This is a genomic window from Bacillus sp. FJAT-22090, assembly GCF_007676755.1.
Taxonomy (GTDB): Bacteria; Bacillota; Bacilli; order Bacillales_A; family Planococcaceae; genus Psychrobacillus.
Genome location: NZ_VEBK01000008.1, coordinates 92,820 through 117,198 on the forward strand (window position 1 = coordinate 92,820; position 24,379 = coordinate 117,198).

Annotated in this window: 45 protein-coding genes; 41 read left to right on the forward strand and 4 right to left on the reverse strand. The window is 37.4% G+C overall.

Annotation, left to right across the window (positions count from 1 at the left end; all coding sequences use genetic code 11):
• Positions 1-417: 417 nt before the first annotated feature.
• The 3 genes from FS486_RS11480 to FS486_RS11490 form a co-directional block, all read right to left on the reverse strand.
• Positions 418-1,569: a tyrosine-type recombinase/integrase gene (locus FS486_RS11480; protein ID WP_144511521.1), complete on the reverse strand. Its 1,152-nt coding sequence runs from the start codon at positions 1,567-1,569 to the stop codon at positions 418-420.
• A gap of 273 nt (positions 1,570-1,842) precedes the next feature.
• Entirely contained in the window at positions 1,843-2,571 is a 729-nt protein-coding gene (locus FS486_RS11485) for an ImmA/IrrE family metallo-endopeptidase (protein WP_144511522.1), read from the reverse strand.
• A 27-nt stretch (positions 2,572-2,598) separates the two neighbouring features.
• A complete protein-coding gene (locus tag FS486_RS11490) occupies positions 2,599-2,970 on the reverse strand; it encodes a helix-turn-helix domain-containing protein (protein WP_144511524.1) in 372 nt (123 codons plus the stop codon).
• Positions 2,971-3,147: 177 nt separating this feature from the next.
• On the opposite strand from FS486_RS11490, the gene FS486_RS11495 reads away from it, so the two are divergent.
• The 24 genes from FS486_RS11495 to FS486_RS11595 all read left to right on the forward strand — a co-directional run bounded on the left by FS486_RS11495 (position 3,148) and on the right by FS486_RS11595 (position 13,926).
• Positions 3,148-3,369 carry a helix-turn-helix transcriptional regulator gene (locus FS486_RS11495; RefSeq protein ID WP_144511526.1) on the forward strand — a complete coding sequence of 74 codons (222 nt, stop codon included), beginning with the start codon at positions 3,148-3,150 and terminating at the stop codon, positions 3,367-3,369.
• 11 nt (positions 3,370-3,380) lie between these two features.
• Positions 3,381-4,121, forward strand: a complete 741-nt coding sequence (locus FS486_RS11500; protein WP_186321427.1) for a phage antirepressor KilAC domain-containing protein — start codon at positions 3,381-3,383, stop codon at positions 4,119-4,121.
• A 1-nt stretch (position 4,122) separates the two neighbouring features.
• Positions 4,123-4,377 (forward strand): hypothetical protein, encoded by a 255-nt coding sequence (locus FS486_RS11505; RefSeq protein WP_144511529.1) that lies wholly within the window; start codon positions 4,123-4,125, stop codon positions 4,375-4,377.
• A 37-nt stretch (positions 4,378-4,414) separates the two neighbouring features.
• Complete coding sequence (locus FS486_RS11510; protein WP_144511531.1) at positions 4,415-4,618, forward strand: hypothetical protein; 204 nt, start codon at positions 4,415-4,417, stop codon at positions 4,616-4,618.
• A 72-nt stretch (positions 4,619-4,690) separates the two neighbouring features.
• Positions 4,691-5,218, forward strand: a complete 528-nt coding sequence (locus tag FS486_RS11515; protein ID WP_144511533.1) for an XRE family transcriptional regulator — start codon at positions 4,691-4,693, stop codon at positions 5,216-5,218.
• The gene (locus tag FS486_RS11520; protein WP_144511534.1) at positions 5,215-5,481 is read left to right on the forward strand and encodes a hypothetical protein; all 267 of its coding nucleotides are present in this window, start codon (positions 5,215-5,217) and stop codon (positions 5,479-5,481) included. Before FS486_RS11515 ends, FS486_RS11520 begins: the two co-directional genes overlap by 4 nt.
• Positions 5,482-5,649: 168 nt before the next feature.
• Positions 5,650-5,856 (forward strand): hypothetical protein, encoded by a 207-nt coding sequence (locus FS486_RS11525; RefSeq protein ID WP_144511536.1) that lies wholly within the window; start codon positions 5,650-5,652, stop codon positions 5,854-5,856.
• A 17-nt stretch (positions 5,857-5,873) separates the two neighbouring features.
• A complete protein-coding gene (locus FS486_RS11530; protein ID WP_144511538.1) occupies positions 5,874-6,353 on the forward strand; it encodes a hypothetical protein in 480 nt (159 codons plus the stop codon).
• A 123-nt stretch (positions 6,354-6,476) separates the two neighbouring features.
• The gene (locus FS486_RS11535) at positions 6,477-6,686 is read left to right on the forward strand and encodes a hypothetical protein (protein ID WP_144511540.1); all 210 of its coding nucleotides are present in this window, start codon (positions 6,477-6,479) and stop codon (positions 6,684-6,686) included.
• 15 nt (positions 6,687-6,701) lie between these two features.
• Positions 6,702-6,884, forward strand: a complete 183-nt coding sequence (locus FS486_RS11540; protein ID WP_144511542.1) for a hypothetical protein — start codon at positions 6,702-6,704, stop codon at positions 6,882-6,884.
• Complete coding sequence (locus FS486_RS11545; RefSeq protein WP_144511544.1) at positions 6,878-7,084, forward strand: hypothetical protein; 207 nt, start codon at positions 6,878-6,880, stop codon at positions 7,082-7,084. Before FS486_RS11540 ends, FS486_RS11545 begins: the two co-directional genes overlap by 7 nt.
• A 99-nt stretch (positions 7,085-7,183) precedes the next feature.
• Entirely contained in the window at positions 7,184-8,119 is a 936-nt protein-coding gene (locus FS486_RS11550; RefSeq protein WP_144511546.1) for a YqaJ viral recombinase family nuclease, read from the forward strand.
• Between the two features lie 14 nt (positions 8,120-8,133).
• Complete coding sequence (gene recT / locus FS486_RS11555; protein ID WP_144511548.1) at positions 8,134-8,973, forward strand: recombination protein RecT; 840 nt, start codon at positions 8,134-8,136, stop codon at positions 8,971-8,973.
• Between the two features lie 53 nt (positions 8,974-9,026).
• Positions 9,027-9,797, forward strand: coding sequence for a DnaD domain-containing protein (locus FS486_RS11560; protein WP_144511549.1), 771 nt, complete (start codon positions 9,027-9,029; stop codon positions 9,795-9,797).
• A gap of 12 nt (positions 9,798-9,809) precedes the next feature.
• On the forward strand, positions 9,810-10,619 hold the full coding sequence (locus tag FS486_RS11565; RefSeq protein WP_260858089.1) for an ATP-binding protein: 810 nt from the start codon (positions 9,810-9,812) through the stop codon (positions 10,617-10,619).
• Between the two features lie 14 nt (positions 10,620-10,633).
• A complete protein-coding gene (locus FS486_RS11570; protein WP_144511552.1) occupies positions 10,634-11,110 on the forward strand; it encodes a YopX family protein in 477 nt (158 codons plus the stop codon).
• Positions 11,103-11,255, forward strand: coding sequence for a hypothetical protein (locus FS486_RS20150; RefSeq protein WP_186321428.1), 153 nt, complete (start codon positions 11,103-11,105; stop codon positions 11,253-11,255). Before FS486_RS11570 ends, FS486_RS20150 begins: the two co-directional genes overlap by 8 nt.
• Positions 11,252-11,530, forward strand: coding sequence for a hypothetical protein (locus tag FS486_RS11575; protein ID WP_144511554.1), 279 nt, complete (start codon positions 11,252-11,254; stop codon positions 11,528-11,530). Before FS486_RS20150 ends, FS486_RS11575 begins: the two co-directional genes overlap by 4 nt.
• Positions 11,527-11,688, forward strand: a complete 162-nt coding sequence (locus tag FS486_RS20155) for a hypothetical protein (protein WP_186321429.1) — start codon at positions 11,527-11,529, stop codon at positions 11,686-11,688. Before FS486_RS11575 ends, FS486_RS20155 begins: the two co-directional genes overlap by 4 nt.
• On the forward strand, positions 11,685-12,296 hold the full coding sequence (locus FS486_RS11580) for a dUTP diphosphatase (RefSeq protein WP_144511556.1): 612 nt from the start codon (positions 11,685-11,687) through the stop codon (positions 12,294-12,296). Before FS486_RS20155 ends, FS486_RS11580 begins: the two co-directional genes overlap by 4 nt.
• A complete protein-coding gene (locus FS486_RS20160) occupies positions 12,296-12,442 on the forward strand; it encodes a DUF6011 domain-containing protein (RefSeq protein WP_186321430.1) in 147 nt (48 codons plus the stop codon). The genes FS486_RS11580 and FS486_RS20160 overlap by 1 nt, the downstream gene beginning before the upstream one ends.
• Positions 12,442-12,861, forward strand: coding sequence for a RusA family crossover junction endodeoxyribonuclease (locus FS486_RS11585; RefSeq protein WP_144511731.1), 420 nt, complete (start codon positions 12,442-12,444; stop codon positions 12,859-12,861). Before FS486_RS20160 ends, FS486_RS11585 begins: the two co-directional genes overlap by 1 nt.
• A 45-nt stretch (positions 12,862-12,906) precedes the next feature.
• Positions 12,907-13,524 (forward strand): phiTE_072 family protein, encoded by a 618-nt coding sequence (locus tag FS486_RS11590; RefSeq protein WP_144511558.1) that lies wholly within the window; start codon positions 12,907-12,909, stop codon positions 13,522-13,524.
• Between the two features lie 36 nt (positions 13,525-13,560).
• Positions 13,561-13,926 carry a YopX family protein gene (locus FS486_RS11595; protein WP_144511560.1) on the forward strand — a complete coding sequence of 122 codons (366 nt, stop codon included), beginning with the start codon at positions 13,561-13,563 and terminating at the stop codon, positions 13,924-13,926.
• Between the two features lie 32 nt (positions 13,927-13,958).
• On the opposite strand, the gene FS486_RS11600 is transcribed toward FS486_RS11595, so the two are convergent.
• A complete protein-coding gene (locus FS486_RS11600) occupies positions 13,959-14,183 on the reverse strand; it encodes a hypothetical protein (RefSeq protein ID WP_144511563.1) in 225 nt (74 codons plus the stop codon).
• Positions 14,184-14,260: 77 nt separating this feature from the next.
• Between FS486_RS11600 and FS486_RS11605 the strand changes: the two genes are divergently transcribed.
• From FS486_RS11605 to FS486_RS11685, 17 genes are all read left to right on the forward strand, one after another.
• The gene (locus FS486_RS11605) at positions 14,261-14,476 is read left to right on the forward strand and encodes a hypothetical protein (protein ID WP_144511565.1); all 216 of its coding nucleotides are present in this window, start codon (positions 14,261-14,263) and stop codon (positions 14,474-14,476) included.
• A gap of 34 nt (positions 14,477-14,510) precedes the next feature.
• Positions 14,511-14,708 (forward strand): hypothetical protein, encoded by a 198-nt coding sequence (locus FS486_RS11610; RefSeq protein ID WP_144511567.1) that lies wholly within the window; start codon positions 14,511-14,513, stop codon positions 14,706-14,708.
• Positions 14,709-14,946: 238 nt separating this feature from the next.
• Complete coding sequence (gene ssb / locus FS486_RS11615; protein ID WP_144511569.1) at positions 14,947-15,399, forward strand: single-stranded DNA-binding protein; 453 nt, start codon at positions 14,947-14,949, stop codon at positions 15,397-15,399.
• A gap of 12 nt (positions 15,400-15,411) precedes the next feature.
• Positions 15,412-15,627, forward strand: coding sequence for a helix-turn-helix domain containing protein (locus tag FS486_RS11620; protein WP_260858090.1), 216 nt, complete (start codon positions 15,412-15,414; stop codon positions 15,625-15,627).
• 61 nt (positions 15,628-15,688) lie between these two features.
• Positions 15,689-15,892, forward strand: a complete 204-nt coding sequence (locus FS486_RS11625; RefSeq protein WP_144511571.1) for a hypothetical protein — start codon at positions 15,689-15,691, stop codon at positions 15,890-15,892.
• Between the two features lie 95 nt (positions 15,893-15,987).
• On the forward strand, positions 15,988-16,179 hold the full coding sequence (locus tag FS486_RS11630; protein WP_144511573.1) for a hypothetical protein: 192 nt from the start codon (positions 15,988-15,990) through the stop codon (positions 16,177-16,179).
• A gap of 11 nt (positions 16,180-16,190) precedes the next feature.
• Positions 16,191-16,676, forward strand: coding sequence for a sigma-70 family RNA polymerase sigma factor (locus tag FS486_RS11635; RefSeq protein ID WP_144511575.1), 486 nt, complete (start codon positions 16,191-16,193; stop codon positions 16,674-16,676).
• Between the two features lie 141 nt (positions 16,677-16,817).
• Positions 16,818-17,057: a hypothetical protein gene (locus FS486_RS11640; RefSeq protein ID WP_144511577.1), complete on the forward strand. Its 240-nt coding sequence runs from the start codon at positions 16,818-16,820 to the stop codon at positions 17,055-17,057.
• 32 nt (positions 17,058-17,089) lie between these two features.
• Positions 17,090-17,683, forward strand: coding sequence for a transposase (locus tag FS486_RS11645; protein ID WP_144511579.1), 594 nt, complete (start codon positions 17,090-17,092; stop codon positions 17,681-17,683).
• Entirely contained in the window at positions 17,680-19,071 is a 1,392-nt protein-coding gene (terL, locus tag FS486_RS11650) for a phage terminase large subunit (RefSeq protein ID WP_144511581.1), read from the forward strand. The genes FS486_RS11645 and terL overlap by 4 nt, the downstream gene beginning before the upstream one ends.
• Positions 19,064-20,566 (forward strand): phage portal protein, encoded by a 1,503-nt coding sequence (locus FS486_RS11655; protein ID WP_222122589.1) that lies wholly within the window; start codon positions 19,064-19,066, stop codon positions 20,564-20,566. Before terL ends, FS486_RS11655 begins: the two co-directional genes overlap by 8 nt.
• Positions 20,559-21,587, forward strand: coding sequence for a minor capsid protein (locus tag FS486_RS11660; protein WP_144511583.1), 1,029 nt, complete (start codon positions 20,559-20,561; stop codon positions 21,585-21,587). Before FS486_RS11655 ends, FS486_RS11660 begins: the two co-directional genes overlap by 8 nt.
• A gap of 12 nt (positions 21,588-21,599) precedes the next feature.
• The gene (locus tag FS486_RS20585; protein WP_313956991.1) at positions 21,600-22,073 is read left to right on the forward strand and encodes a hypothetical protein; all 474 of its coding nucleotides are present in this window, start codon (positions 21,600-21,602) and stop codon (positions 22,071-22,073) included.
• Between the two features lie 120 nt (positions 22,074-22,193).
• Positions 22,194-22,784: a phage scaffolding protein gene (locus FS486_RS11670; RefSeq protein WP_144511585.1), complete on the forward strand. Its 591-nt coding sequence runs from the start codon at positions 22,194-22,196 to the stop codon at positions 22,782-22,784.
• Positions 22,785-22,803: 19 nt separating this feature from the next.
• Positions 22,804-23,115, forward strand: coding sequence for a hypothetical protein (locus tag FS486_RS11675; RefSeq protein WP_144511587.1), 312 nt, complete (start codon positions 22,804-22,806; stop codon positions 23,113-23,115).
• A gap of 34 nt (positions 23,116-23,149) precedes the next feature.
• Complete coding sequence (locus FS486_RS11680; RefSeq protein ID WP_144511589.1) at positions 23,150-24,175, forward strand: major capsid protein; 1,026 nt, start codon at positions 23,150-23,152, stop codon at positions 24,173-24,175.
• Between the two features lie 14 nt (positions 24,176-24,189).
• Positions 24,190-24,375, forward strand: coding sequence for a hypothetical protein (locus FS486_RS11685; RefSeq protein ID WP_144511591.1), 186 nt, complete (start codon positions 24,190-24,192; stop codon positions 24,373-24,375).
• Positions 24,376-24,379: the final 4 nt, after the last annotated feature.

Below are 24,379 nucleotides of genomic sequence, written 5' to 3' on the forward strand. Positions count from 1 at the left end.
TCATCCGATAATGATGCTACCTAAAATAGCGATATACTAGAAATGGAGATTCCATTCCAATAATCCACCTTCCAAAGAAGAGTGAATTCTCGTATTTTAAGTGCAGGATTTAGTTTCTACAATGGTTAATAAAACATAAAAAAGCACCATCTCTAAAAGAGATGATACTTTGTGGAGAAACCTTTGTTCCTAAAGGTTTCCTGCGGGTTTGGCACCCAATGGTCCCGACTGGTCTCGAACCAGCGACCCCCACCTTGTCGAGGTTAAGGATGGCACTTTTTTATATATTTTCTTCGTATCTGACCCTTTGAAAAGCCTTCTATATCAACGTTTATTCTTTCAATTACAACCAAATCCAGTTTACTAGTTTTATAGATTGCCTGTAGTTCGTCACATAAGTGTCACGCGTGACGGATTTTAAAACAACTTATCAAAAGCCTCGGTAGCTGCCGAATCATCTTCCATTGTTACATGTGAATACATATTAAGAGTAGTTTTAATATCTTTGTGGCCTAATCGCATTTGGATCAATTTAATATTGACCCCTTGGCTTAATAAGTAGGATGCGGACGAGTGCCTTAAACCATGAAAATTTACGTCTCTTAACTTTGTACGTTGGCGAAAACGCAACCAGAATTGTGTTACTGAATCAGGACGGTATGGCTTACCGTCAGGGTTCACAAATAGTAATTCAACTACTTTCCCAGCTTCATTTTTGAATGAAACATACAAGTTCCCCATTTCTTCACGTATTATACATTCATGTTCATTAAACTGCTTTATTTCTTCCATAAGCGCTAAAGGGAGGGTAACTGTTCGTTCATCCTCTGTTTTAGTGCTTTTTAGTTTTAATCCTTCTTTCTTAGTAACTTGCAAAGAGTGAGAAATGTGTATTTGGTTTTTGTCCCAATTGATCGCTTCTTTTGTTATCCCTAATATTTCTCCTCGTCTCAATCCTCCAAAAATCGCTAATTTACAAATAATACGCTGATGAGGTTGCAATGTTTCAATTAATTTGAGTAGCCCAGGTATTTCAGCGGCAGTATAAAACTGTTCCTTTTCTGTGCGCATCTTTTGTTCTTTGGGCTTTTCCACTTCATTCATTGGATTAGACTCTTTAGGGATGACTTGCCATTTCACAGCATGCTTAAAAATGGATTTTAGAGTTTTATACTTAGCATCAAGAGATCCACGGCCAATCTTTCTTTCATTGTTAAAAAACTCGACTACATGAAAGGTCTGTATTTCTCTAATTTTCTTTTTTTCAAAATATGCACTTATATGTGGCAACACCATTTGGTACTTTTCAAAAGTGGCCACATCTAAATAAGGCTCTGCAAAATGTAATAACCAGCGACCTGCAAAAGTAGCGAAGGTCGCATTTTCATCATTCAAATGAATTGTTGCTCTCATTTCATTTTCAAACTGCTTGAGTAGTTCTTCAGCTTTTCGAGGACCATTAGCCTCAACTACTCTTGTTTTTCTAATCCTCTTGCCTTTTATATCACTTCCAAGTTCAACATATAAACGATACTTTTTCTTGGGGATTAGCTCTTCGATGGATGACATGTAACCATTCCTTTCCCATTAAACCATAAGCGTACTAAATGTATATTGATAGATACTAGTTGATACATAGTCTTTTCATTGAGAACTGTTGCAACCTTTTTTTAAGTCAATTAATGACTGCTTTAAGCTTCGTTTGTATCATGTAGAATATTTTTGAAACATACAGTTTATATCAATCAGGTTTATCTGTTTAAAACATACGTTCTGTTTTGTTAGACTTTAAAAAATATGATTATTTTTGGGGAATGTATGTTCTTTTTCTGATAAAAAAATTTATGTAATAATATTCTTGTCTCTTATACCTATTATTTCATTAAGGCTATCTCTTACGAATTCAAAATTAGTTTCAGGTGTTAAATTAAAATATCTATGATGAGTATCACCTAAAATAATTTCATAAATCTTTGAAAACTTATGATGTATTAGATTTTTCATACTAGCAATGGAAAAGTCTTTAAATTCATTAACAATTACTTTAGCCTGATCTTTAGCTATTTCATGAATGTTACATAGATAATTCACCAAACGCCAAAATAGCGCCTGATCGGAAACTTGTGCTTGTCTTTTTATTTGATAAAAATGATAACCATTACTAATCATCTTATGGACTATTAGGTTGGGTAAAAGTAATTGAGATGCAAATGCATTAGCCTGCATCTCAAAAGTACTAATACTGTTATTAAGCATATCTTTAGTTCTATCAGCAAATTGTGATTTCTTATCCCGGTGTAAATAATAATGTCCAAGTTCATGGCCAATCGTAAAGTTTCTTCTTTCTTGTGATTGATTGGAATTATAAACTATAGTTTTTTCATATTCATCTAATACTAACATTCCACATAAATCCGTCGAAAAAGAGTGTGATTCTATAAAAATATCCTCGTCACTAATTATGTGCATTAATAGTAAATCGCATCTAAATTTATCTGGGTTTATTTTCGAATAGTGATATTGTTTATATATTCTTTCTGCAGTATTTGTAGCCTCTTTTATTAAATTCATAACCTCAACCACCTACTTTAACGTATATTATTTGCCATTTCTTTTTTCTAAAATTCGCTGTTTTCTTACGGCTAAATAATCTTCTATTTCGCTACCAAGTTCATCTCTTTCTGATTCAGATAAATCAGCATTCTCTTGTCTTAACCAAGTATTTAAAGTAGGGGTACTATCTATATTAGGTGTATCAATTCTTCCTAATAAATAATCTGTTGAGACATCGAAAAAATCCGCAATAATATTTACTGTATCTAAAGGTGGCATTTTAGTGCCGTTTTCGTATGCGGTATACGTCGTTCGAGCAACTCCAATTTTATTAGCCACATGTTCTTGCGTGAAAACTGGATTAACATTCTTTTTGTCTTCTCGACATTGTTTAAGTCGCTTTGCGAAAACGCTCATATAAAATCCTCCTTTTCGTATTTAATAGTATCTCTATTTTATATGTTCCTATCGGTAACTTCTATAGATGTTCCTAATAGTATATAAATATTTGGTTTTAGTTGTTGACATGTTCCTTTTAGTAACGTATTATAACTTTATAAGATGTTCCTTAAGGGAACGGAAAGGGGTTAGAGTGTGAGACATTGGTTGAAAAATGCTCGTATAAATAGAGTTAAAACTCAATATGAAGTAGCAGAGTCATCTGGCATTTCTAGAAGCTATTACACGAAAATTGAGTTAGGAATAAAGACTCCAACTGTCGATGTTGCTAAAAAAATAGCGAAAACATTGGAATTTGAGTGGTTAATTTTTTTTGATGATGATTGTTCTTTTAAAGAACAAAAACAACTAGCATAGGAGGAATAATGGTGAGTCAATTAATCACAACCCAAAACAATGAACATGGGGAAATTATCGTAAGTGGTCGTGAATTGCATGAATTTTTAAGAGTTGGAACTGAATATAGGAAGTGGTTCGGGCGAATGATTGAATACGGTTTTGTAGAAAACTTTGATTTTTTAAGGGTGACCCAAAAATGTCCTACCCTTGGGGGGATACAAGAGCAGGTCGATCACCATATCAAATTGGACATGGCCAAAGAAATCGCTATGATTCAACGAACTGAAAAAGGGAAAGAAGCCCGTCAATATTTCCTGCAAATCGAAAAAGCTTGGAACAGTCCAGAAATGATTATGAAGCGTGCACTTGAATATGCAGATGCACAAATTCAAAGGTTAACTACTACAAACTTAGTGCTAGAACAACAGGTTAATGAATTAAAACCAAAGGCTACTTATTACGATTTAATTTTACAAAACAAATCACTTATTTCTATAAGCCAAATTGCAAAAGACTATGGAATGGGTGGGCCCACAATGAATAAATTGCTTCATCGATTAGGAGTTCAATACAAGCAAAGTGATGTTTGGTTACTCTACGCAAAATACCAAGATAAAGCATACACACAAACTTACGTTCACTCAATTGATGCAGAGAGATCAAAACCTCATACCAAATGGACACAACAAGGGCGTTTGTTTATTTACGAATTATTGAAGCGTGAGGGCATTGTTCCAATGATAGAACGTGATTACAAGGAGGCAAATTAGTATGAAAGAACTTCACCGTAAGTATGAACTGATTTTAGAAGGAGTTTCATTTTCAATAACTACAAATGTTGATAATGCACTTACATTTGTTGAAATCAATAATGTTGAGACTTTTGTTGATGAGGAAAGTAATGAAAGAGCAAACGTGTCACCAGATGGAGTGGGAGTAGCACTAGATTATGAAGATCTAAACGAAATTATCACGCTACTTACCCATACAAGAGACGTATTAATACGTTCAGAAACAAAGGGTTGAGGAGGCTGTCAATGACAGCCAGAACAGGAGGGACAACATGAGAAAAGTGCGAGGAGCAAAAGCCTTATCTGATTACCTGAAATCCATCAATTGCGATATGTCAGAAACGACAATCTTCCGTTTATTGAAGACAAGAAGTATTCCATGTCGCAGACCAACTCCGAAAATACTCATTTTCGATTTAGATACGATTGACCGTTGGCTCGATGAAGGTGAAGAGGAAAAATATGCTTCTAATTAACTAACTTTATTTTAATAGATGTGACGGTATCAAAAAAGTACCAGTCAGATACAAAAGGGAGAAGTGAGAGAAATGATAAAAAATGCGGCAAACATGGGAGATGCAGTGGCACGCTTAATGGAATCAGAAGGACTTAGTGGAGATCAACTAGCATTTGATCTAAACATCAGCAGGCAATTAGGCAGCCACATGAAAACTGATAGACGAAAGATGCAACAGGAAACAGCTCTTGCTGCAATGGAGACTTACGATAATCCAGAGTTCATAGCTGACGTGTTACATGAATTTAGTGAAGGTTACACATCTCCAGTATTCAGAGGGAAACATATTGAAAAACATAGATTAGCTATTGAGTCTTATACCATTCAAGAGCTACAGGAAGCTATTTCAATGATGAAGGAAGTCAACTTAGCAAAACCACCAAGCATTATTTCTAAAGAAGAAAAGCAAGAGATAAAAGCTCTCATGGAAGAGTTGCTTGATGGGAAGGTATTTATTGATAACTTACTTATTCAATTGCAAAAGGATTACAGGATTTCGATTAAAGATTGTATTAGAGGATTAATGCCACGTTGGATGGCGAAAGGGTGGCTAGCATGAGACAAGAGCTATTCCGAAAACAAGATTACCACGAAGCACTAAGAGAACATTCAAGCATCTTAGATTGCAGTAAAGCAATTGAGGATTGTGTTAAATCAGGTGATTTAAACGAAGCTCTACTATTTGTTCGAGATATTAATAAATCGTTAGAAGCATTAAAACGATTAGCTGAGAAAAAGGTGGCAGGTGATCAAGTTAAGAGTTTACTAGACCAGTTAGTTTTAGCTGGAGTAAATGTGATGGTGGTGAAACGACATGTTTAATACACCCGAAGGAGTAATGATAACAGTTGTTATTTTAGCAGCTACATTTTACGCAGGAGTGCTTTGGAGAGAGTTTACAGGCACAAAAAAAGCTGACTAACTCGGGCAAGTTAATCAGCACTTAACAAAATATCTAATGTGATTATATCACAAAAAGGAGAATAAATCATGTCGAATAAACGAATTAGACATAAGCAATCAAAACCAAATAAATCGTTAGAGGGATATGAAAAATATTTACTAAATCAGATACATGAAAAAAGAAGTGAATTAAGAAATGGAAATCATTTAAATCCTCAGTGGAGAACAAAACAATCAGAATTACTCCATTTGAGTGACATGCATCAACATTTGAGAATTTTTCAATTGAAATAGAAGAGGAGGAAATAGAAATGGGATTAGACATTAATGCATATAGAAAATTAGAAATTGTAGATAATCCAAAACTTGATGAAGATGGTGATTTAGAAAACTGGGAAACCGAATGGCGACCAGGGGATGGTATGGAATGGTCGGAAAAACACTTTCCTGGACGTGGTGAAGGAATTTATCCTCGAAAAGTTTATACATGGAGAGAAAAATTCAGATTTCGTGCAGGTAGTTACAGTGGATACAATTGGTGGCGTTCTATGCTTGAAGAGTTTAAGGGTGATGTAGCGTTTCAAGAACTTATTGATTTTGCAGACAATGAAGGTGTAATTGGCTTTGTAGTATCAAGAAAATTAGCGAATGACTTCGCAATGCATGAGGTAGAAGCAAAGGAATATTCACAAAAGCTAGGAGAAAACGCTGAATTTTGGTTGGAATCATATAACAATTGGAAAACAGCTTTTGAAATGGCAGCCGATTATGGAGCTGTAGAATTTCGCTGAAACATATGACAGAGCTTTGGCTCTCGTCAAGAAGTCCATGAGTAATCGTTTATTAACGTAGAACTCTCCCTTCGCGCTCGTGGACTTCTTGATGGGAATCAACCGTCGGGAAGAGGTGAAAAAATGCATCAACCAAAGTTTGTATTCAAAGGCAAAGAATACCCGGTTACTACAATAGACTTTTTGGAGAGTGGCAAACTCGTTAACGTCTCGTTTATTTACCAAGGAAAACTTGTGACGGCATTCTCGATAACTTCAATGGATAAAGAAGGTTTTGATGAAGACGGTTTATTCCATGCCAATCTTTACGATTGCTTGAAGTTAGAAAACTAGGAGGGATGAAGAAAATTGAAAGAAGCTAAATCAAAGTATTGCGGTGAGTGTCACAGAGATTTTAAAGCTGGTGAGATTGTACATTTTGCTTGGATTGAAAATCGGTCATTTTGTGGTAAATGTCAGCTGAAATTACAGGATGTTATCAGGGATTGGGAGCCACGACAAGTACCTAAAAAGGAGGAGGAAACATGTTAGAAAACGGAATGGTTGCTGGTTATGGATATGCAGAGTCATTGCAAGCACCTAGAAAAATCGGCAATTGCAACTACAAGTATTGCTCAGAAGAATTGTATGAGGGCGAAGGCTTTGAGTTTGATGGTTACTTATATTGCTCAACTGGCTGTATTGGTGAACATCTTGTCGAAGAGAACGCAGCAGTGGATTTAAGCGCATGAAAAAATCCGCTATGTGGAGTAGCGGATTAAGGTCTCTCGAAATTAATATGTACTCTCATTATAGCGAGGGACCTCAAATTAATCAAGAGGAGGGTTTACATGCAAGCTCAAACATTAATTCAAACAGTAGATATGAGCCGAGAAGATTGGTTACAAGCAAGACGCCTTGGTATTGGTGGTAGTGATGTATCAGCTATAGCAGGATTAAATAAATGGAAGTCTCCTGTAGCTGTTTATTTGGACAAGGTCGGTCAATCTCCATTAGAAGATACAGCTGGTGAAGCTGCGTATTGGGGCAACGTGATGGAAGACATTGTGGCACAGGAGTTTAGTTTACGAACAGGACTAAAAGTACGACGTAGAAACGCAATATTGAAACACCCAGAACATAAATTTATGTTTGCGAATGTGGACCGTTTAATCATTGGTAAGCGAGAAGGATTGGAATGCAAGACGGCTTCTGAATACCTAAAGGGCGAATGGGAAGAAGATGAAATCCCAGCAGCATACTTGCTTCAAATACAACATTACATGGCTGTTACCGGTTATAAGGCTTGGCATATTGCGGTACTAATCGGAGGCAACAAATTCATCCATAAAAGAATTGAACGTGATGAGGAGCTTATCAGCTACTTAATCCAAATTGAAAAAGACTTTTGGGAGAATCATGTACTAAAAGAAATCCCACCTACTTTTGATGGATCCGATTCATCAGCTGATTTACTAAAAGCTCTTTATCCTGAATCAGAACCGGAAACTGAAATAAATCTTCCGAAAGATGCTGAAACACTTATTGAAGCATTGGAAGTAATCAAAGCGGATCTAAAAGAATCGGATACTAAGAAGAAAGAATACGAGAATCAGCTCAAGGCATTGATGGGAGCAAACGAAAAAGCATTTGCAGGCACTAGGAAGATTACTTGGAAGTCGAGTAACGTTACTAGAATCGATTCTAAGCGATTGAAAGCAGAACAGCCAGAACTATACAAGCAGTACTCGAATACAACGTCAGAACGCAAATTCTTAATTAAATAGGGGGATAAATAATCATGGCAAAAGCAACAGATGTTAAAAATCAATTAGCACAAAAAGCGAATGGGACAGTACAAAAACAGGTATCTCCTGAGAACACATTAAACGCATTACTAAAAAGAATGGGTCCAGAAATCCAACGAGCATTACCGAAACACATGGATGCAGACAGAATCGCCCGTATTGCTCTTACAGCAGTTCGAACAACACCTAAGTTACTAGAATGTGATCAAACATCTTTCTTAGCGGCAATCATGCAATCAGCTCAATTAGGAGTAGAACCAAACACCGGCCTAGGACAAGCTTATTTAATCCCTTACGGCAAGAACGTACAGTTCCAACTAGGTTATAAAGGGTTAATCGATTTAGCAGTACGTAGTGGTCAATACAAGGCAATTTACGCTCATGAAGTGTACGGAAATGATGAGTTTGAATTCCAGTATGGCTTGAATAAAGACTTGATCCATAAACCTTCAACTACTCCAGAAGGTGAACCTATAGGATATTACGCTGTTTATCATCTTAAAAATGGTGGATATGATTTCGTTTACTGGACGAAGGAACGCATTGATCAACATGCTCAAAAGTTCTCGCAAGCAGTTCAAAAAGGATGGACAAGCCCTTGGAAAACAAATTTCGATGCAATGGCCAAGAAAACAGTACTAAAAGAGGTACTGAAATACGCTCCAAAATCCATTGAGCTGCAGAAGACGATTGAAGCTGATTCTACTATTAAAAACGAAATTGCGGCGGATATGAGTGAAATTATCGACGTTACGGACTATAGCATTGTTGAAGAACAAGATGTGCAAAAAGAAGAAACGACAGGTCAAGTATTTGAGGACAAGCTAGTTTAATCGGAGGGGATTTCCCCTCTACCAAATAAACGCAAAGGGAAGGAGGATAGGCGATGGCAGGATGGATTAGTTTACACAGAAAAATAATGGACAACCCTATATACTCAAATGCCTTCATGCTGAAACTCTGGATCCATTGCCTAATGAAAGCTTCACATAAAGATCATGAACAATTAGTCGGAAATCAATTGGTGAAATTAACACCTGGACAATTTGTTACTGGAAGAAATGCACTAGCAGATGAGTTTAATAAGGGTGCAAAAAAGGATGAAGTCATTTCAGCGATAACGCTCTGGAGATGGTTGAAGAATTTCGAAGAATGGCAAATGTTGAACATCAAAACTACCACGAAATATAGCGTGGTTACAGTGGTTAATTGGTCTGAACACCAACAACATGAACAACAGATGAACAACAAACGAACAACAGATGAACAGCAAGTGAACACAAACAATAATGTAAATAATGTTAATAAAAAAGACATTATTAATATTAATAGCCCGGAGCTTGCAAATATCACTCAGTTCTACGAATCGAACATCGGACCACTAATTCCAAACATTGGTGAAGCAATTGTAAAAGATGTTGATGCTTACGGAGAACATTTGGTGCTTGAAGCATTAACAAGGGCTACCTTTGCGAACAAACGTAATTACGGATATGTGAATGGCATTTTAAGAAAATGGCGCGACACAAATATAAAGACAGTCGATGATGTCAAAGCGGCAGATGCAGAGTTCCAGCGAAGAAGAACTCCAAACTTACAAATAGTCCCGCAGCCCGAAAAGAAAAAAGAAAAACCAGAATACAATTATGGATTTTAGGAGGTGCAGAATATGAAAGATCTTCAAGATTTGATGGAAAATACACCTAGCCCAATGATTTTAAGTACTTATGTGTGTGAAACATGCGAAGAAATTGTCAAAGTAGCAGAAATGGCAATTGCAGGAGGTCCAGACAAAGGGAAAATGGAGCGCTTTTATATGGGGTGCAAATGTGAGGATTTAGTTTTAGCGAAAAGAGTAATCGAGAATGATAGAAAAGCTCGAATGAATCGGACGAAAGATATATTCGACCAAAACTCATTGGTAAATCAGTCTTTGTTAAAAGCGACATTCGAGAATTATATACCACCTAGCGCTGAGTTAAACACTGCTAAACAAAGTCTAGTGAGTTTTGTGAATGAGTTTAATCCAAAGAAAGGAAAAAACCTTCTGTTAGTTGGTACTTACGGAACAGGGAAAAGTCATTTGTCTTATGCAACAGCAAAGAGTCTGATAGCAAATGGACATTCAGCATTATTCCTATCGGTTCCTAAACTATTAACCAAAATCAAAGATACCTATAATCCAAACTCTAAATTCTCGGAGAACGATTTACTAGAGTACGTAGCAATGGTTGATCTACTTGTCTTGGATGATTTAGGTGCTGAATACACGAACGTTAAGAACAGCTCTGACAATTGGACGACAACTAAGCTGTTTGAGGTTATCGATAGCAGAGCTGGTAAGCACACGATTTACACAACAAACCTATCCAGTGTCGAATTGGAAAGCAAAGTAAACGCACGTAACTTCTCACGGATTATGGATAACACAGACGTTGTTCCGATGAACGGTAGGGATTACCGAAAGAAATCATTTTAGGGGGATGGAAAGTAATGAGAGAAATTAAATTTCGTGCTTGGTTTACAAAGGATAAAGCGATGGCACATGTAGATAAATTAGAGTTTAACGAAAGCTATCGTAATTCTCCGGTTCATGCAGATGTGTGGGCCAAAACTGATTTCGAAAAAGGTGGTTGGTATACCCCTTTAAGAGCGGCAACGAATAGAAAGACTGTGGTTGATGGTTCAAAAGAACAAGTACCACGTGTGGTTTTAATGCAATACACAGGAATCGACTCAGAAAATGGTGTGGAAATTTTCGAAGGTGACATCGTAAAGCAAGAAGAAACTTTATTCGGTGTTGTAGACACAGACTTAGAAATTACCGGAGTTGTAAAAATGTTAGAGGGTTGTTGGGTTATTGATAGTGGCGAAGATTCGGTTCATCTGTGGTCTGAAACAGCTTGTAATCAAATTTTAGGAAATATCTATGAAACCTCTGAGCTAATGGAGGTTGAAGCAAATGCCTGAATGGATAAAAGGGCAAGGCTTTTACTACGTGCAACCAAGCGGTCCAATAGACCATGAAGCAAATAGAAAACAAATGGAGCAAGTCGAACGTAATCTTGAGGAAGCTGAGATCAGACTTGGGATTCGAAAGGAGCTATCGGCGTGACGATAAGTGAAGCTTGGGTTTTACGATTGAAAGATGATTCAAAGGACGGTCTAACAGGCGAATGGTATTTTGCAGACGAAGAAGAATCTGATGATTTTGTTACGCAAGATTTGAATGACGCAACTATTTTTGAAGATAAAGAGAAAACTATTCAAGAAATGAAGGACCATGAATCTTACATGAAAAAACAATTCGGTGAAGATGCAATTTGCAATGCCGGTTATACAAATATGATGGAACACTTCGAATGGGTAGAAGTGGAGGTGCAGCAATGAAACCAGTAGCTGTATGTGAAAACGATCGTTGCGAGAAAACAATATTCAAAGGTGAAGAAGCTTGGCATAAGGGCCATGAGCTATATTGCTCTGGCAAATGTTTAATAGAGTCGTTTGGAAGTCCAGTTGAAGAACAGGTTGTTGGAGGTGCGAGATGAATCTTACTAAATTATTTGAAACTCAAAGAGTACTCGATGAACGAATTATGGAGAAACACCCTGAACTGAGAGGTCAGAATAATCTGGATTGGAAGATCCTCGCTTTACAAGTTGAGCTAGGTGAGTGCGCTAACGAATGGCGTGGGTTCAAGAAGTGGAGTAATAATCAGGAACCTACAACTCATTTTGTACATTTTTGCGTTGAATGCAATGGTAATGGAATAGATGGTATTGAGGGATACACATATCCATGTATGGCTTGCGGTGCTACTGGTATCGATAGAGTAAGCAATCCTTTGTTAGAAGAATACGTAGTCTGCTTGCATTTCATCCTGTCGATTGGGTTGGAGTTAGATTTTACAGATTTATGTATAAACCACAGTTCTGTAAAACGTCTACCAGAACAAAATGATTCAATGTTAAATTTCAGTACAGTATTTTCGTTTATCGACCAATTAAGAAGAGCGAAATCGTTCCATTGGTATGATTCGTTATTTGAGAGGTTCGTAGTATTAGGCTTTTCGTTAGAATTCACATGGGAACAAGTCGAAGAAGCTTACTACGCTAAAAACAAAATTAATCATGAAAGACAGGAGAGTGGTTACTAATGATCTGTAAACGTTGCAACCGACCACTTAGAACTCCCAAAAGTATCGAAGAAGGCTATGGTCCAGTTTGTAAGAAGAAACAAGCAGAAGCTGATGCTGAGTTCTTAAAAAGACAATTAACTCTCGAAGAAGTGATGGAAGAATGATGACCAGTATTCTTTTCGAAATACCAGGAAATCCAGTAGCACAAGGCAGACCAAGAGCAGGCAAATCATGGACAGGTAAAACTGTCCTTTACGATCCCGAAAAGTCCCGCGACTTTAAACAGTACGTGAGATTAGTAGGTAGCCAATACGCTCCAAAAGAGCTCATAACAGGCCCGATTGACTTAGCTATAGATATTTACAGGGCAACTCCTAAAAAGTATCAGACGAAGCCAAAACAGGCTCTAATCGAGAAGGGCGAACTAAGACCGACTACTAAGCCCGATGTAGATAATTACGTTAAAGGTGTGAAGGATGGACTCAACAAAGTGATTTGGCAGGACGATAGCCAGGTTGTGAATTTAACGGTTCGGAAATTTTATAGCATGCAGCCAAGGGTGGTTGTTCGGGTTACTTATTGATAAGTCACATTTGACACATATTGCGAAATAAAGGGAGGAAGCAAATTGCCTGATTATAAATTATCAAAATCAACAATGGAACGTTACGATATTAGGTTGCAAGGTGAAAATAGATGGCGCTGTGCTTGGGCAACTATTTCGATTAGTGATGATGGAGTATTTAATGCCCAAACCGATTGTGGAGACTTTAACTATTATTGGGGTTCTCCTGGTAAACCTTTCAAAGAATTCGTAGCCGACACTTTCAGTAAAGATCCTCATTACCTATACAACAAAATAGCTAGAAGAGAAAAAGAAGGAAATATTGATGTTGAAAAGACAATCAATAATATGAAAAAGCAGGTTATTGAGAGCCGAAGAGAAGCTGGTTTGAGATGGTTAGGGAAAAATGATTTAACGGAGTATGAAGCAAGAAATTTATGGGATGAACTAGAAAACATTAATAACTCTCATGATGAGATTACTCCAGATGCTTTTTCTTCACTTTTTTATTACGAGTTACCTAAAGAAGAAAGAAATAAAGTTTTTTCAGATGAATTTTGGCATGACGATTACTTGGTTTATACACAAGATAGAGGTGCAAAAGCATTTTGTGAAGTAGTTGCTCCTGTTTTCGCAGAAATTATATACCAAGAATTGAATGAACAAAAATCTGCAGTTTAATGAACAATTCTACCAAAACGTGAAGGAGGATTTTCAATGAATGAAATAAAGTTTCGAGGTTTAGATGCTGATGGAAATTGGTTCATAGGCAGTCATTTAAAAACAGGAACAGGAATGCACTATATTGTTCCGCAAAATGTAATTGGTAGTTTACCTCAATACTCGGTACGAGCCGAAACGGTTGGACAGTACTCAGGACTAGTAGATATAAAAGGAAATCAAATATATAATGCGGATTTAATCAAAGATGATGAAAATTTCATTTGGGAAGTTTGCTACAAACAAGGTGTATTTTATGCGAAGTGCGATGATTTACTAGCCTTACAAATACTCTCAACCGTCAATCTTTACGGAGTTGTAATAGGCAACATACATGAGCATCCAGAATTACTTACTGCATAGTTCGACCATAAAGCGTCATAAAAAAAGACGATTCATTTAGAATCGCCATAAAAATGTAATGCCATTTCAGCATCATGTTCTGATATACCAAATATGGATTGAATATAGGATGCTGATGGTAGTTCATTACGATCTTCAAGATAACCGGTAATAAAAGATTTCAGTCTAACTTTAATTGGAGCGTCTATAACTTGGATGTTGGGATTATCAAAGCCAATTTTAGTTCTAGGGTAGGTAATAAAACTTTTGTTTTTCATGGTAAACATCCTTTCATAAGGTTTTATATTATCACACGACCATCACGTTAGAAAGTGGTTGGAGGAAGGGAAAAAAATTGCAGCATAATTTTAATAAACCTGTTTCATTTTGTGGTTCATGTGCTCATTTCAATCATAATACAGGAACCTTCTCCTTCTACCTTATTCAGGACGAGGATGTATTTAAAGGGGATTATTGCGATAAGCACACCACCAACAGAAAAGTTGCTAATGAGCGGGAAAAGAAAATTACTCAGTTTATGGGAACTATATTTGATGTGGCGACGGATTAGCGAATTTTCCAGACAAAGCGAAGGAGGAAACAAAATGAATATGTTAGAACAATACATTCAAGAAATTCATAGTGTCGAGCCTCATACAGCAGACTGGACTAAAGAGTATTGCGAGAGTTTTGTTGAGGTCACAATGACTACCGAGTGTTACGGGGTGGTTGAAAATAAAAAGCGTGTATTTGGTGTAGTGGAATGGGAACGAGTAAAAGCACAGGGTTATTATATGGCGTAAACAGAAGAACAGACGTAAAGGATGGTTTAAATGGCATCCATAAACACTAGATTGAGGAGCATTCGCAAAAGAGCAAGCAAGCGAACTAATCCTAAGAACAACATGATTGAAATTGCTGGTGACGACTTCTGGTGGATCATGAATTTGATTTACCAAGCCGACAAAATCGAACGGCTTGAAACAAATCTGAAATTGCAGGAAGAATCAAAGAATTAGAAAAAGAAAGCGAAGTGAAAGAATGATTAACCGTGTCGTATTGGTTGGAAGGTTAACAAAAGATGTTGAGATTAAATATACCCCTTCTGGTGTTGCAATGGCTCGCTTTACTTTAGCGGTCAATCGAACGTTCAAAGATGCAAACGGTGAGCAACAGGCTGATTTTATAAACATCGTGGTATGGAGAAAGCAAGCTGAGAACACAGCGAACTTCTTGAAAAAAGGTAGTTTAGCAGGTGTAGAGGGAAGAATACAAACAGGTAGTTACGAGGGGCAAGATGGTAAGCGTGTTTATACGACTGATGTTGTCGCTGATAGCGTGCAATTCCTAGAACCGAAGAATGGACAGGCTAATCAAAACAACAGCTCTACAAGTCAACCTAATGACCATCAGAGAAGCCGTTCGGAATATCAGCAACCGACGGATCCATTTAATAGTGTGCCAGATGATGCTGGGGACGATCTCCCTTTCTAAGTGAGGTGCAAAATGAATTATTTTCTTTTTGAAGATGAAAAGCACAGAGTCAATATGGTTTTTGAAGAACGAGAGCTAGACGCATTCGTGTGGTACTGGAAAGAAGGATATGACATTACGAAAATAGCGAAGGAAATGAAAAGAAAGCCGATTGAGATTGCTTTACTAGTCTTAGATAGAGCTGAAATCGGAAAGATAAAACCAAGGAAACATGGGATTTTCGAATAACAAAAAAGACAGGACTCCTCCTGTCTCGCACAAGAACATTATAACATAAGGAGGGGTCTTGGTGGATGTTGAAGTAAAAGATATACCGGTCGATATAAATACTATGGAAGCCGTAATCGATGCTAGAGACAACAAAATGATTTACATTGTCGAAGATGGCAGAGTACAAGCAATTCCTCTTCCTGCTTTCGGAGTGTTGGAAATACCGTGTCAAAACTATAAGGTTGGTAATCCTTCTTACAAAATTACGTTGAAAAGAAAATAAGGTCTAGTCGGAAAAACCGAGGACATTGAACCAGCGCAAAACTGCGCTAGTTTGGTGTCCTCTTTTTTATTTCAAATTACAGGGGTGTGATTGGGATGGGAGCGTTACAAACGGAGCTAGTCGAAAAAGGGTTAAAACAGGCTACTAGGGGTGAGTTAGTCAATCCGAATACAAAGACAAGCAAGAAGGAAAAAGAAAGCTATTCTCGTAGGGAAATTGAAGAATTGATGGGGTGCAATCGACAGACGTACAAAAGAGTTGGTGGAGCGATTCGAAATAAACGATAGGAGTGGTTGATATGTTCAAAAACAGGACTTCAATAGCATCAATAATCACGGATTACCAAATGATGAAAACAGAAATAGAACGATTAGAGCGTATATTGTATGGTTACAAGATTCCAATGGACAATTGGGGTGTTGCTCAATACGGATTAGATGCAGCCATGCCGAAAGGTTCTTCAGGTAAAAGTGAAGCTGAGTTAAAAAAGATGGATATTCGAGAACGAAAACAATTAGAGCGACTTACGTATATGAGGTATTGCGTCAGCATACTAGAGAACTTCACCAATTCATTTTCGGACCTTCGAACAAACATTATCTATGATCACATTTTAGATGGTTGGACATATCGACAGATTGCTAGTGAATTAGGTGTAGGCGTGACTTATGTAAAAGAAAGAAAGCATCAAATAATCGAAATCATTGTAAGCGCACGAAACGCACAGAACGCACAAAACGCACAAGGCGACCAATATTTGCTAAAAGAAAAATCTGCGGTGTAAACTGGAAGGAGGGTCGGCTAGGTAGGTCCCCCGGGCAGAAAATAGTTTTCGTTATATGCCATCTTGCGATGGAACAAATGCAAAAAGACATCTGACTATATTAGTTTGGTGTCTTTTTTTATGTCTAAAAGAGGTGATGATATGAAAGTCGATCTAAATGAATTTAAGGCAAAGAAAAACGAAATCACTACTCCGAAAGCTCTTGTAAATAATTTATTGAACCATATTTGCACGTCCCAAGAAGTAGACGTAGTGGTTTTTATAACTCGTAGCAAAGATGGGGAAGTTGAAATTGGCTACAGTGAAGGACAACAATCAGAGATCGTTGGTTTGTTAGAAATCGGAAAGACATTGACCATCAATGATATTTTAGACCAATAAATAAAGCGATTAGCATAAAGAGGTGATACGATGTGAAAAAAAATAAAGGGGGAGCTAGAGGGAAATATGTTGAATGGTTAACGCCAGAAGGATTAATTAGGCTTGAAGGTTGGGCAAGAGATGGCTTAACGGACGAACAGATTGCTCAGAATATTGGAATTACAGCTAAAACATTATACGAATGGAAAAATAAGTATAGTGAGATAAGTGAGGCCTTAAAAAGAGGTAAGGAAGTTGTTGACCTTCAAGTGGAAAATGCTTTGCTTAAACGTGCATTAGGCTATGAATATAGCGAAAGAAAGTATGCACAAGTAGAAATGTCTGAGGAAGAGCATTATGCTTTACAAACTGTAGCCGTTAACCGTTTTAAGGTGGAGAATCCAGAAGCAACAATTGAAGAAATTCGTCTAGTAGAAATGCAAGTATCCAAATATAAAAGTATGCTTGTTGAGGAAAAGACGAAAGATGTTGCTCCAGATACGACAGCACAAATCTTCTGGCTTAAAAATCGTCGTCCTGATAAATGGAGGGATAAACAGGACGTTGAACATAGCGGCTCAATGGAGATTAACAACCCTGTAAAGGGATTAACAACAGAAGAGTTAAGGAAGCTGATAAACAAATGACGGACTTAGAAAAAATTAAACAGATGGCCAAGATAGAGCTCGCTAATCGTGAGTTCTTTTATTTTTGTCATTTGTTAGCTCCTGACTTCTATGCAGCTGATCGTCAGTATTTAATTGATCTATGTAATGACATGCAAGATTTTTATGAGTCAGACGATGATGTATTGATTATCAACGTTCCACCACGTCACGGTAAGTCTCGAACCGCTGTAATGCTAGCTCAATGGATATTTGGACAGAATCAAGAAGAAAAGATTATGACAGGATCATACAACGAGACTCTATCAACGATGTTTTCTAAAGGTGTTCGTAATGGAATATCCGAAGAAAAGGCTGATAAAGACAAAATTGTTTATCGAGACATCTTTCCTGATGTTCGCATTAAACAAGGTGATGCAGCTATGAACTTATGGAGTTTAGAGGGTGGTTACAATAACTATCTTGCTACGTCTCCTACAGGTACAGCTACAGGTTTTGGTGCATCCGTTTTAATCATTGATGACTTAATCAAAAATTCCCTTGAAGCATACAACGCACTTACGTTAGAAAAACACTGGGATTGGTTTACAAACACAATGCTCTCTCGACTTGAAGAAGGCGGTAAAATCATCTTGATTATGACGAGATGGGCAAGTAATGACTTGGCAGGTATGGCGCTTAATCATTTCAAAGATGAAAAAAAGACAGTACGCCATGTGCTTATGAAAGCACTGCAAGACGATGGATCTATGTTGTGTCCAGCAGTTCTTTCTAAAGACAGCTATGACATGAAAGTTCGTGCAATGGGAATTGATATTGCTTCAGCTAACTATCAACAAGAGCCGATTGACGTCAAAGGTCGCTTGTATAGCTCATTTAAGACATATGACGGCACGCTTCCGCAGTTTAAAGAAATTAAAAACTATACAGATACAGCTGATACGGGAGCCGATTACCTATGCTCTATCAATTATGGGGTCACATTTAATAACGAGGCTTATGTACTGGATGTTCTCTATACAAAAGATGGTATGGAAATTACAGAGCCAGCAACAGCAAAGATGTTGTTTGAAGGTAAAGTTAACAACGCGGATATTGAATCGAATAACGGCGGTCGTGGTTTTGGTCGTCAAGTTGAAAGGTTGTTAAAACAAAACCATAACAGCAACAAAACCCTTGTACATTCTTTCCATCAATCGAAGAATAAACAAGCTCGTATATTATCAAATGCTACTTGGGTGATGGATCATATCTACTTCCCTTCCAACTGGAAAGATAGGTGGCCGGAGTATTACGAAGCTATGAGCAAGTATCAAAAAGAAGGTAAAAACAAACATGATGATGCGCCAGACGCTACTACAGGTATTGCTGAGAAGATTGGTGCAGGAGATATATTCAGTTTTGACTAAAAGAGGTGATAAAGTGGAATTTTTTCCGTTTCAAGGTGCAGGAACAGACACAGACGAATTCAATAAAATTATAACTAAAGGTTCAAACTCTATTATTAGCAATACAAGGCTGCTAGAAAAAGAGATTGAAAAATTCAAAACGTCCGATAAGCGTAAATGGATGATTGAAGGTGAGCGGTACTATGAAGGTGAACAAGATATTTTATCTCATAAGCGCAAGGTAATTGGTAACGGTGGACGACTAGTAATAGCTGAGAACCTACCAAACAATCAAAGATTGGATAACCAATACGCTAAATTAGTAGATCAAAAGGTGAATTACCAACTAGGTAAGCCTCTCACATTAGAAACAGAAGATGAAACCTATTTAAAGTTATTGCAAAGGATATTCAATAAACGTTTTCACCGTACTCTACGAAATTTGGGATTAGATGCATTAAACGGAGGAATAGCTTGGCTGTATCCTTACTATAACGAACAAGGAGAATTCACCTTCAAACGCTTTCTGAACAGTGAAATCCTTCCTTTTTGGAAAGATGCTGAACATACCATACTCGACTCAGCAGTCCGCATGTATACAGAGTCAGGTTATGAGGGCGATCAAGAAGTCTTATATGACAAAGTGGAAGTATACACTGTTAATGGAGTTAAATGCTATGTGTGGTTTAATGGCAGATTGGTTGAGGATGTCGAAAACCCTCCTTTCTCATATTTAACAACTACGGATGAAGAAGGTAACGAAATACAGTTGAACTGGCAGAGAGTACCGTTGATACCTTTCAAATTCAATAGTAAAGAAATACCTCTGATTAAACGTGTAAAGTCCTTGCAGGATGGAATTAACCTCATGTTGAGTATCTTTGAGAACAACATGCAAGAGGATGCACGTTCAACTATCCTCATATTGCATAATTATGATGGACAAAACTTAGGGGAGTTTAGAAGAAATCTTTCACAATACGGAGCCGTAAAAGTTCGTAGTGCTGATGGTTCAAGGGGTGGCGTTGAGTCATTACAGATTGATGTCAATTCGGATAACTACAAAGCAATCCTATCTTTGTTTAAGAAAGCACTCATTGAAAATGGACGTGGTTATGATGCGAAAGATGAGCGCATGGCTAACAATCCGAATCAAATGAACATCCAATCCATGTATAGCGACATTGATCTTGATGCAAATGGAATCGAAACTGAGTTCCAGGCATCCTTTGAGGAACTACTTTGGTTTGTTAACATGCATTTAGTTAATACAGGAAAAGGCGATTTTGAAGATGAAGAAGTTAATGTGATTTTTAATCGTGACATTTTAATAAATGAAACAGAAAGTATAAATAATATCGTTAATTCCACTATGCTATCAACAGAAACGTTAGTATCCCAGCATCCTTGGATTAAAGATGTGCAACTTGAGCTAGATCGGATAAAGAAAGAAAAAGAAAAAGAAATAAATGATTACAGAAATGCTTTTCCGAAACGTGGTGGGGTAGTTGAGTAAAAGTAGATCGTATTGGGTCCAGCGCTTTGAAATGATGATGCAAAATCAATTTACTAATAGTGAAGAGTATGGAGAAGTTCTTCAGGAGCTATATGATCTCGTAGCAGAAGAGTTAGAGAAAGACATCGCTAAATGGTATACACGCTTTGCCAAAAACAATGAAGTGTCACTCTCAGAAGCTAAAAGGATGCTTAGAGGGGCTGAACTAGCTGAGTTTCATTGGGATGTTCAGCAATACATTGAATATGGCGAAAGAAATGCTCTAGATGGAAATTGGATGAGACAACTAGAAAATGCTTCAGCACGTGTGCATATTTCTCGCTTAGAAGCTATCAGAATCCAAACTCAACAACTAATTGAAGAATTGTATGGGAAACAACTAGAAGGCGTAGAAAGACATTTAAAAGAAGTTTACCAAGATACCTACTATCACACAGCTTTCGAAATTCAATCAGGATTTAATGTTGGTTATTCTTTGCAAGCTATCAATGCAGCTCAAGTACAACAAGCCATCTCGAAACCATGGACTGCAGATGGAGTTACTTTTAGTGAACGTATCTGGAAAAATAAAAATGAGCTAATCAATACATTACACACAGAACTAACGCAATCTATCATTCGTGGCGATTCACCAAGCAAAGTGATTGCTACAATATCTAAGAAGCTAAAAGTGAGTAAAGATAAAGCTGGCCGTTTGGTAATGACGGAATCGGCTTTTTTTGCATCCGCAGCACAAAAAGGAGCATTTGAAGCGTTAGATGTAGAGCGATATGAAATTGTAGCTACGTTAGACGGCAAAACGAGTAGTATATGCCAAGACTTAGACGGCAAGGTCTTTGATATGAAAGATTATGCAGTAGGCATTACAGCGCCTCCTTTCCATCCTTGGTGTAGGACTGTCACAGTTCCATATTTTGAAGATGACTACAGTAAGCGCATTGCTAGGGGTAAGGACGGCAAGGTTTACTACATTGATAGCAAGATTAAGTATCCTGAATGGAAAGAAAAATTTGTTGCATAGGAGAGATATACAATGCCGAAATATCGAAAGAAACCAGTAGTGATTGAAGCTATTAAAGCTGATTTAGGTACATCAGTCACAGCTATAGTTAACTTTATAGGAGTAGATGACGTTCGTATTGAGGAAGATGGTTCATTGTTTATAAAAACTCTTGAAGGAGATATGCGAGTTACACCTGGCGATTACATCATAAAAGGTATTAAGGGCGAATTCTACCCATGCAAGCCGGACATATTCGAAGCCACGTATGAACAGGTAATTGAATCAAACCTTCTATCAAGTGTAATAAAGGCTTACGGATTTACTGTTGAACAAGCTCAAACTATGCTTTCCAATAAAGAAATCAAGGAAATCCTAATAAGCAACATGCAACGAACTAAAGTATCTCCATTAAGAACTGCAACTGCAACTGTAAATGTTGACATAGATGGAGTAATTAATACTTTTTCTAAGAAGCTTGAAGAAGAATTAGCAAAGTCACTTTAACGAGTGGCTTTTTATTATGCCTTTTAATCTCGTCTTTTTGGTATTGCAGACGTAAAAGAACAAGACAAATCCGTGGACGATACCCACGCTAAAAAGCGTAATTTGAAGGAGGAAAAGAAAATGAATAAAGAACAATTAATCGCATTAGGTTTAACGGAAGAGCAAGCAAATGGTGTAATTACAGGTTTCGGGACCATGATTCCTAAAAGTCGCTTTGATGATGTGAATGATGCCAAGAAACAACTTGAATTAGATCTCGCTTCACGTGATGATCAATTGGAAGCACTGAAGAAAATAGATGCAGAGGGATTGCAAGCTGAGATTACTAGATTGCAAACAGAAAATACTGATGCGAAAAACAAATATGAAAATGAAATAAAAGAAACACGATTGTCCAGTGCCATTAAATTAGCGTTACACAGTAAGGTGCAGGACACTGATATTGTAACGAGTCTACTGGATAAAACAAAAGTGGAATTGAACGAGGATGGCACTATAAAAGGCGGTTTGGATGAGCAGTTAAAGTCACTGCAAGAAGCTAAGCCGTTTTTATTTGTTCTCGAAAAGAAGGAGCAAACATTTAAAGGGTGGAATCCCGCTGCAGGTAACGCTGATAAAGACAATGAGTTAGACATCGGTAGTAACTTTGCGAAAGAAGCGAACTCAAAAGGAGCCCCTGCAGAAAAAGCATTAAACCCTTGGGGGCAATAAATAAAAGGAGGGCATCTAAATGCCATATGTAAGCGAAACAAGAAATTATAATCGCGTTAACTTTTTAGCATCTTCAAAAGTACAATCATTCACGACTGTTGTGAGTGATGTAGGAGTTACAGCAGTTGACGGAAAGAAAATTGTGAAAGCAGGTACCATTCTGCCAAAAAACGATGGTACAGCTAAAGGAATTCTGTATAACGATGTGGACGTAACGCATGGTCCACAACCAGGTGCATTGATTGAAGAAGGGTATATCTTAGAGGCTAGATTACCTGTTGCACCATCAGCAGAAGCAAAAACAGCTTTAACAAAAATTACATTCAAATAATTAATTATAGAAAATTGAGAGGTGGAAAACCAACATGCCAGACATTTTAGAACTATTTAATCAGAAAACAGTATTAAATTACTTGAAAGAGCGTACTTTAACTCCTTACTTAGGGGAAACGCTTTTCCCGGAAGTAAAACATGACACATTAGAATTTGAGTACTTAGTAGGGGCTAGTAATCTACCTGTTGCAGCTAAAATCCATGCATTCGACACAGAAGCCGAAATTGGTTCTTTAGATTTTAACGACAAAGCACTTGAAGCTGCTTACATTAAAAAGAAATACCAAATCAAAGAAAAAGATCTAATTGCTTTACAATTCCCTCGTACACCACAAGAACAACAAGTTTTGGTTGGTCGAGTATTTAACCTAATTGACAGAGCAGTAGGGGATGTTCGAGCTGAGGTAGAGGTTATGCGTATGCAAGCCTTAGCAAATGGTGAATTATCACTTGCAATCGATGGTGGGGGAACGCTTGAAGTAGATTATCATGTTCCAGATGAAAATAAAGAGGCGCTAGCAGGTGCGGATATCTGGGGTACTGGTACGGAAGATATTATTGGAGATTTTGAGCGTTGGGCAGGGGCTTTGGATGATAGACCTACACGTGCATTAACATCATCTAAAATTGCTAGTCAAATCTTACGTAATTCAAAAATCATTGGTTATCTGTTTGGTAAAGATAGCGGTCGTGTTGCGACGTTAGGAGACTTAAACAGTTTCTTAGCATCACATCAGTTACCAACAATTGCAACATACGACGCAAAATATCGTATCCAAAATGCTAACGGAACGTATTCAACACAACGTTACTTCCCAGAAAACAAATTCGTTATGTTCGGTGATAGCACTTTAGGTGAGACACTTCATGGCCCAACTCCAGAAGAAAGTCGTTTACTACGCCAAGGTAATGAAGAAGTAACGAATGTAGGAAATGTTATCGGTATGGTATTTGAGGAAGGATTAGATCCAGTTTCTACATGGGCGAAAGCAGCTACAACTGCAATTCCTTCATTCCCGGAAGCTAATAATGTTTTCCAAGCACAACCGATTGCATAAGGAGGGACGGTTTTATGAAAAAGGTAGAAGTGATTAAGACTCCCGTTCGATACAAAGGCACTAGATATTTAACTGGGGAATCTTTTGAAATGAATGACGATCACGTGAATGAATCGCTTGTGAAAGTCATTGATGATGTTGCTAAGACTTCAAAATCGAAAGAAAAAGCAAATACAAAAGGTCAAACTGAAAGCGAGTGATCGC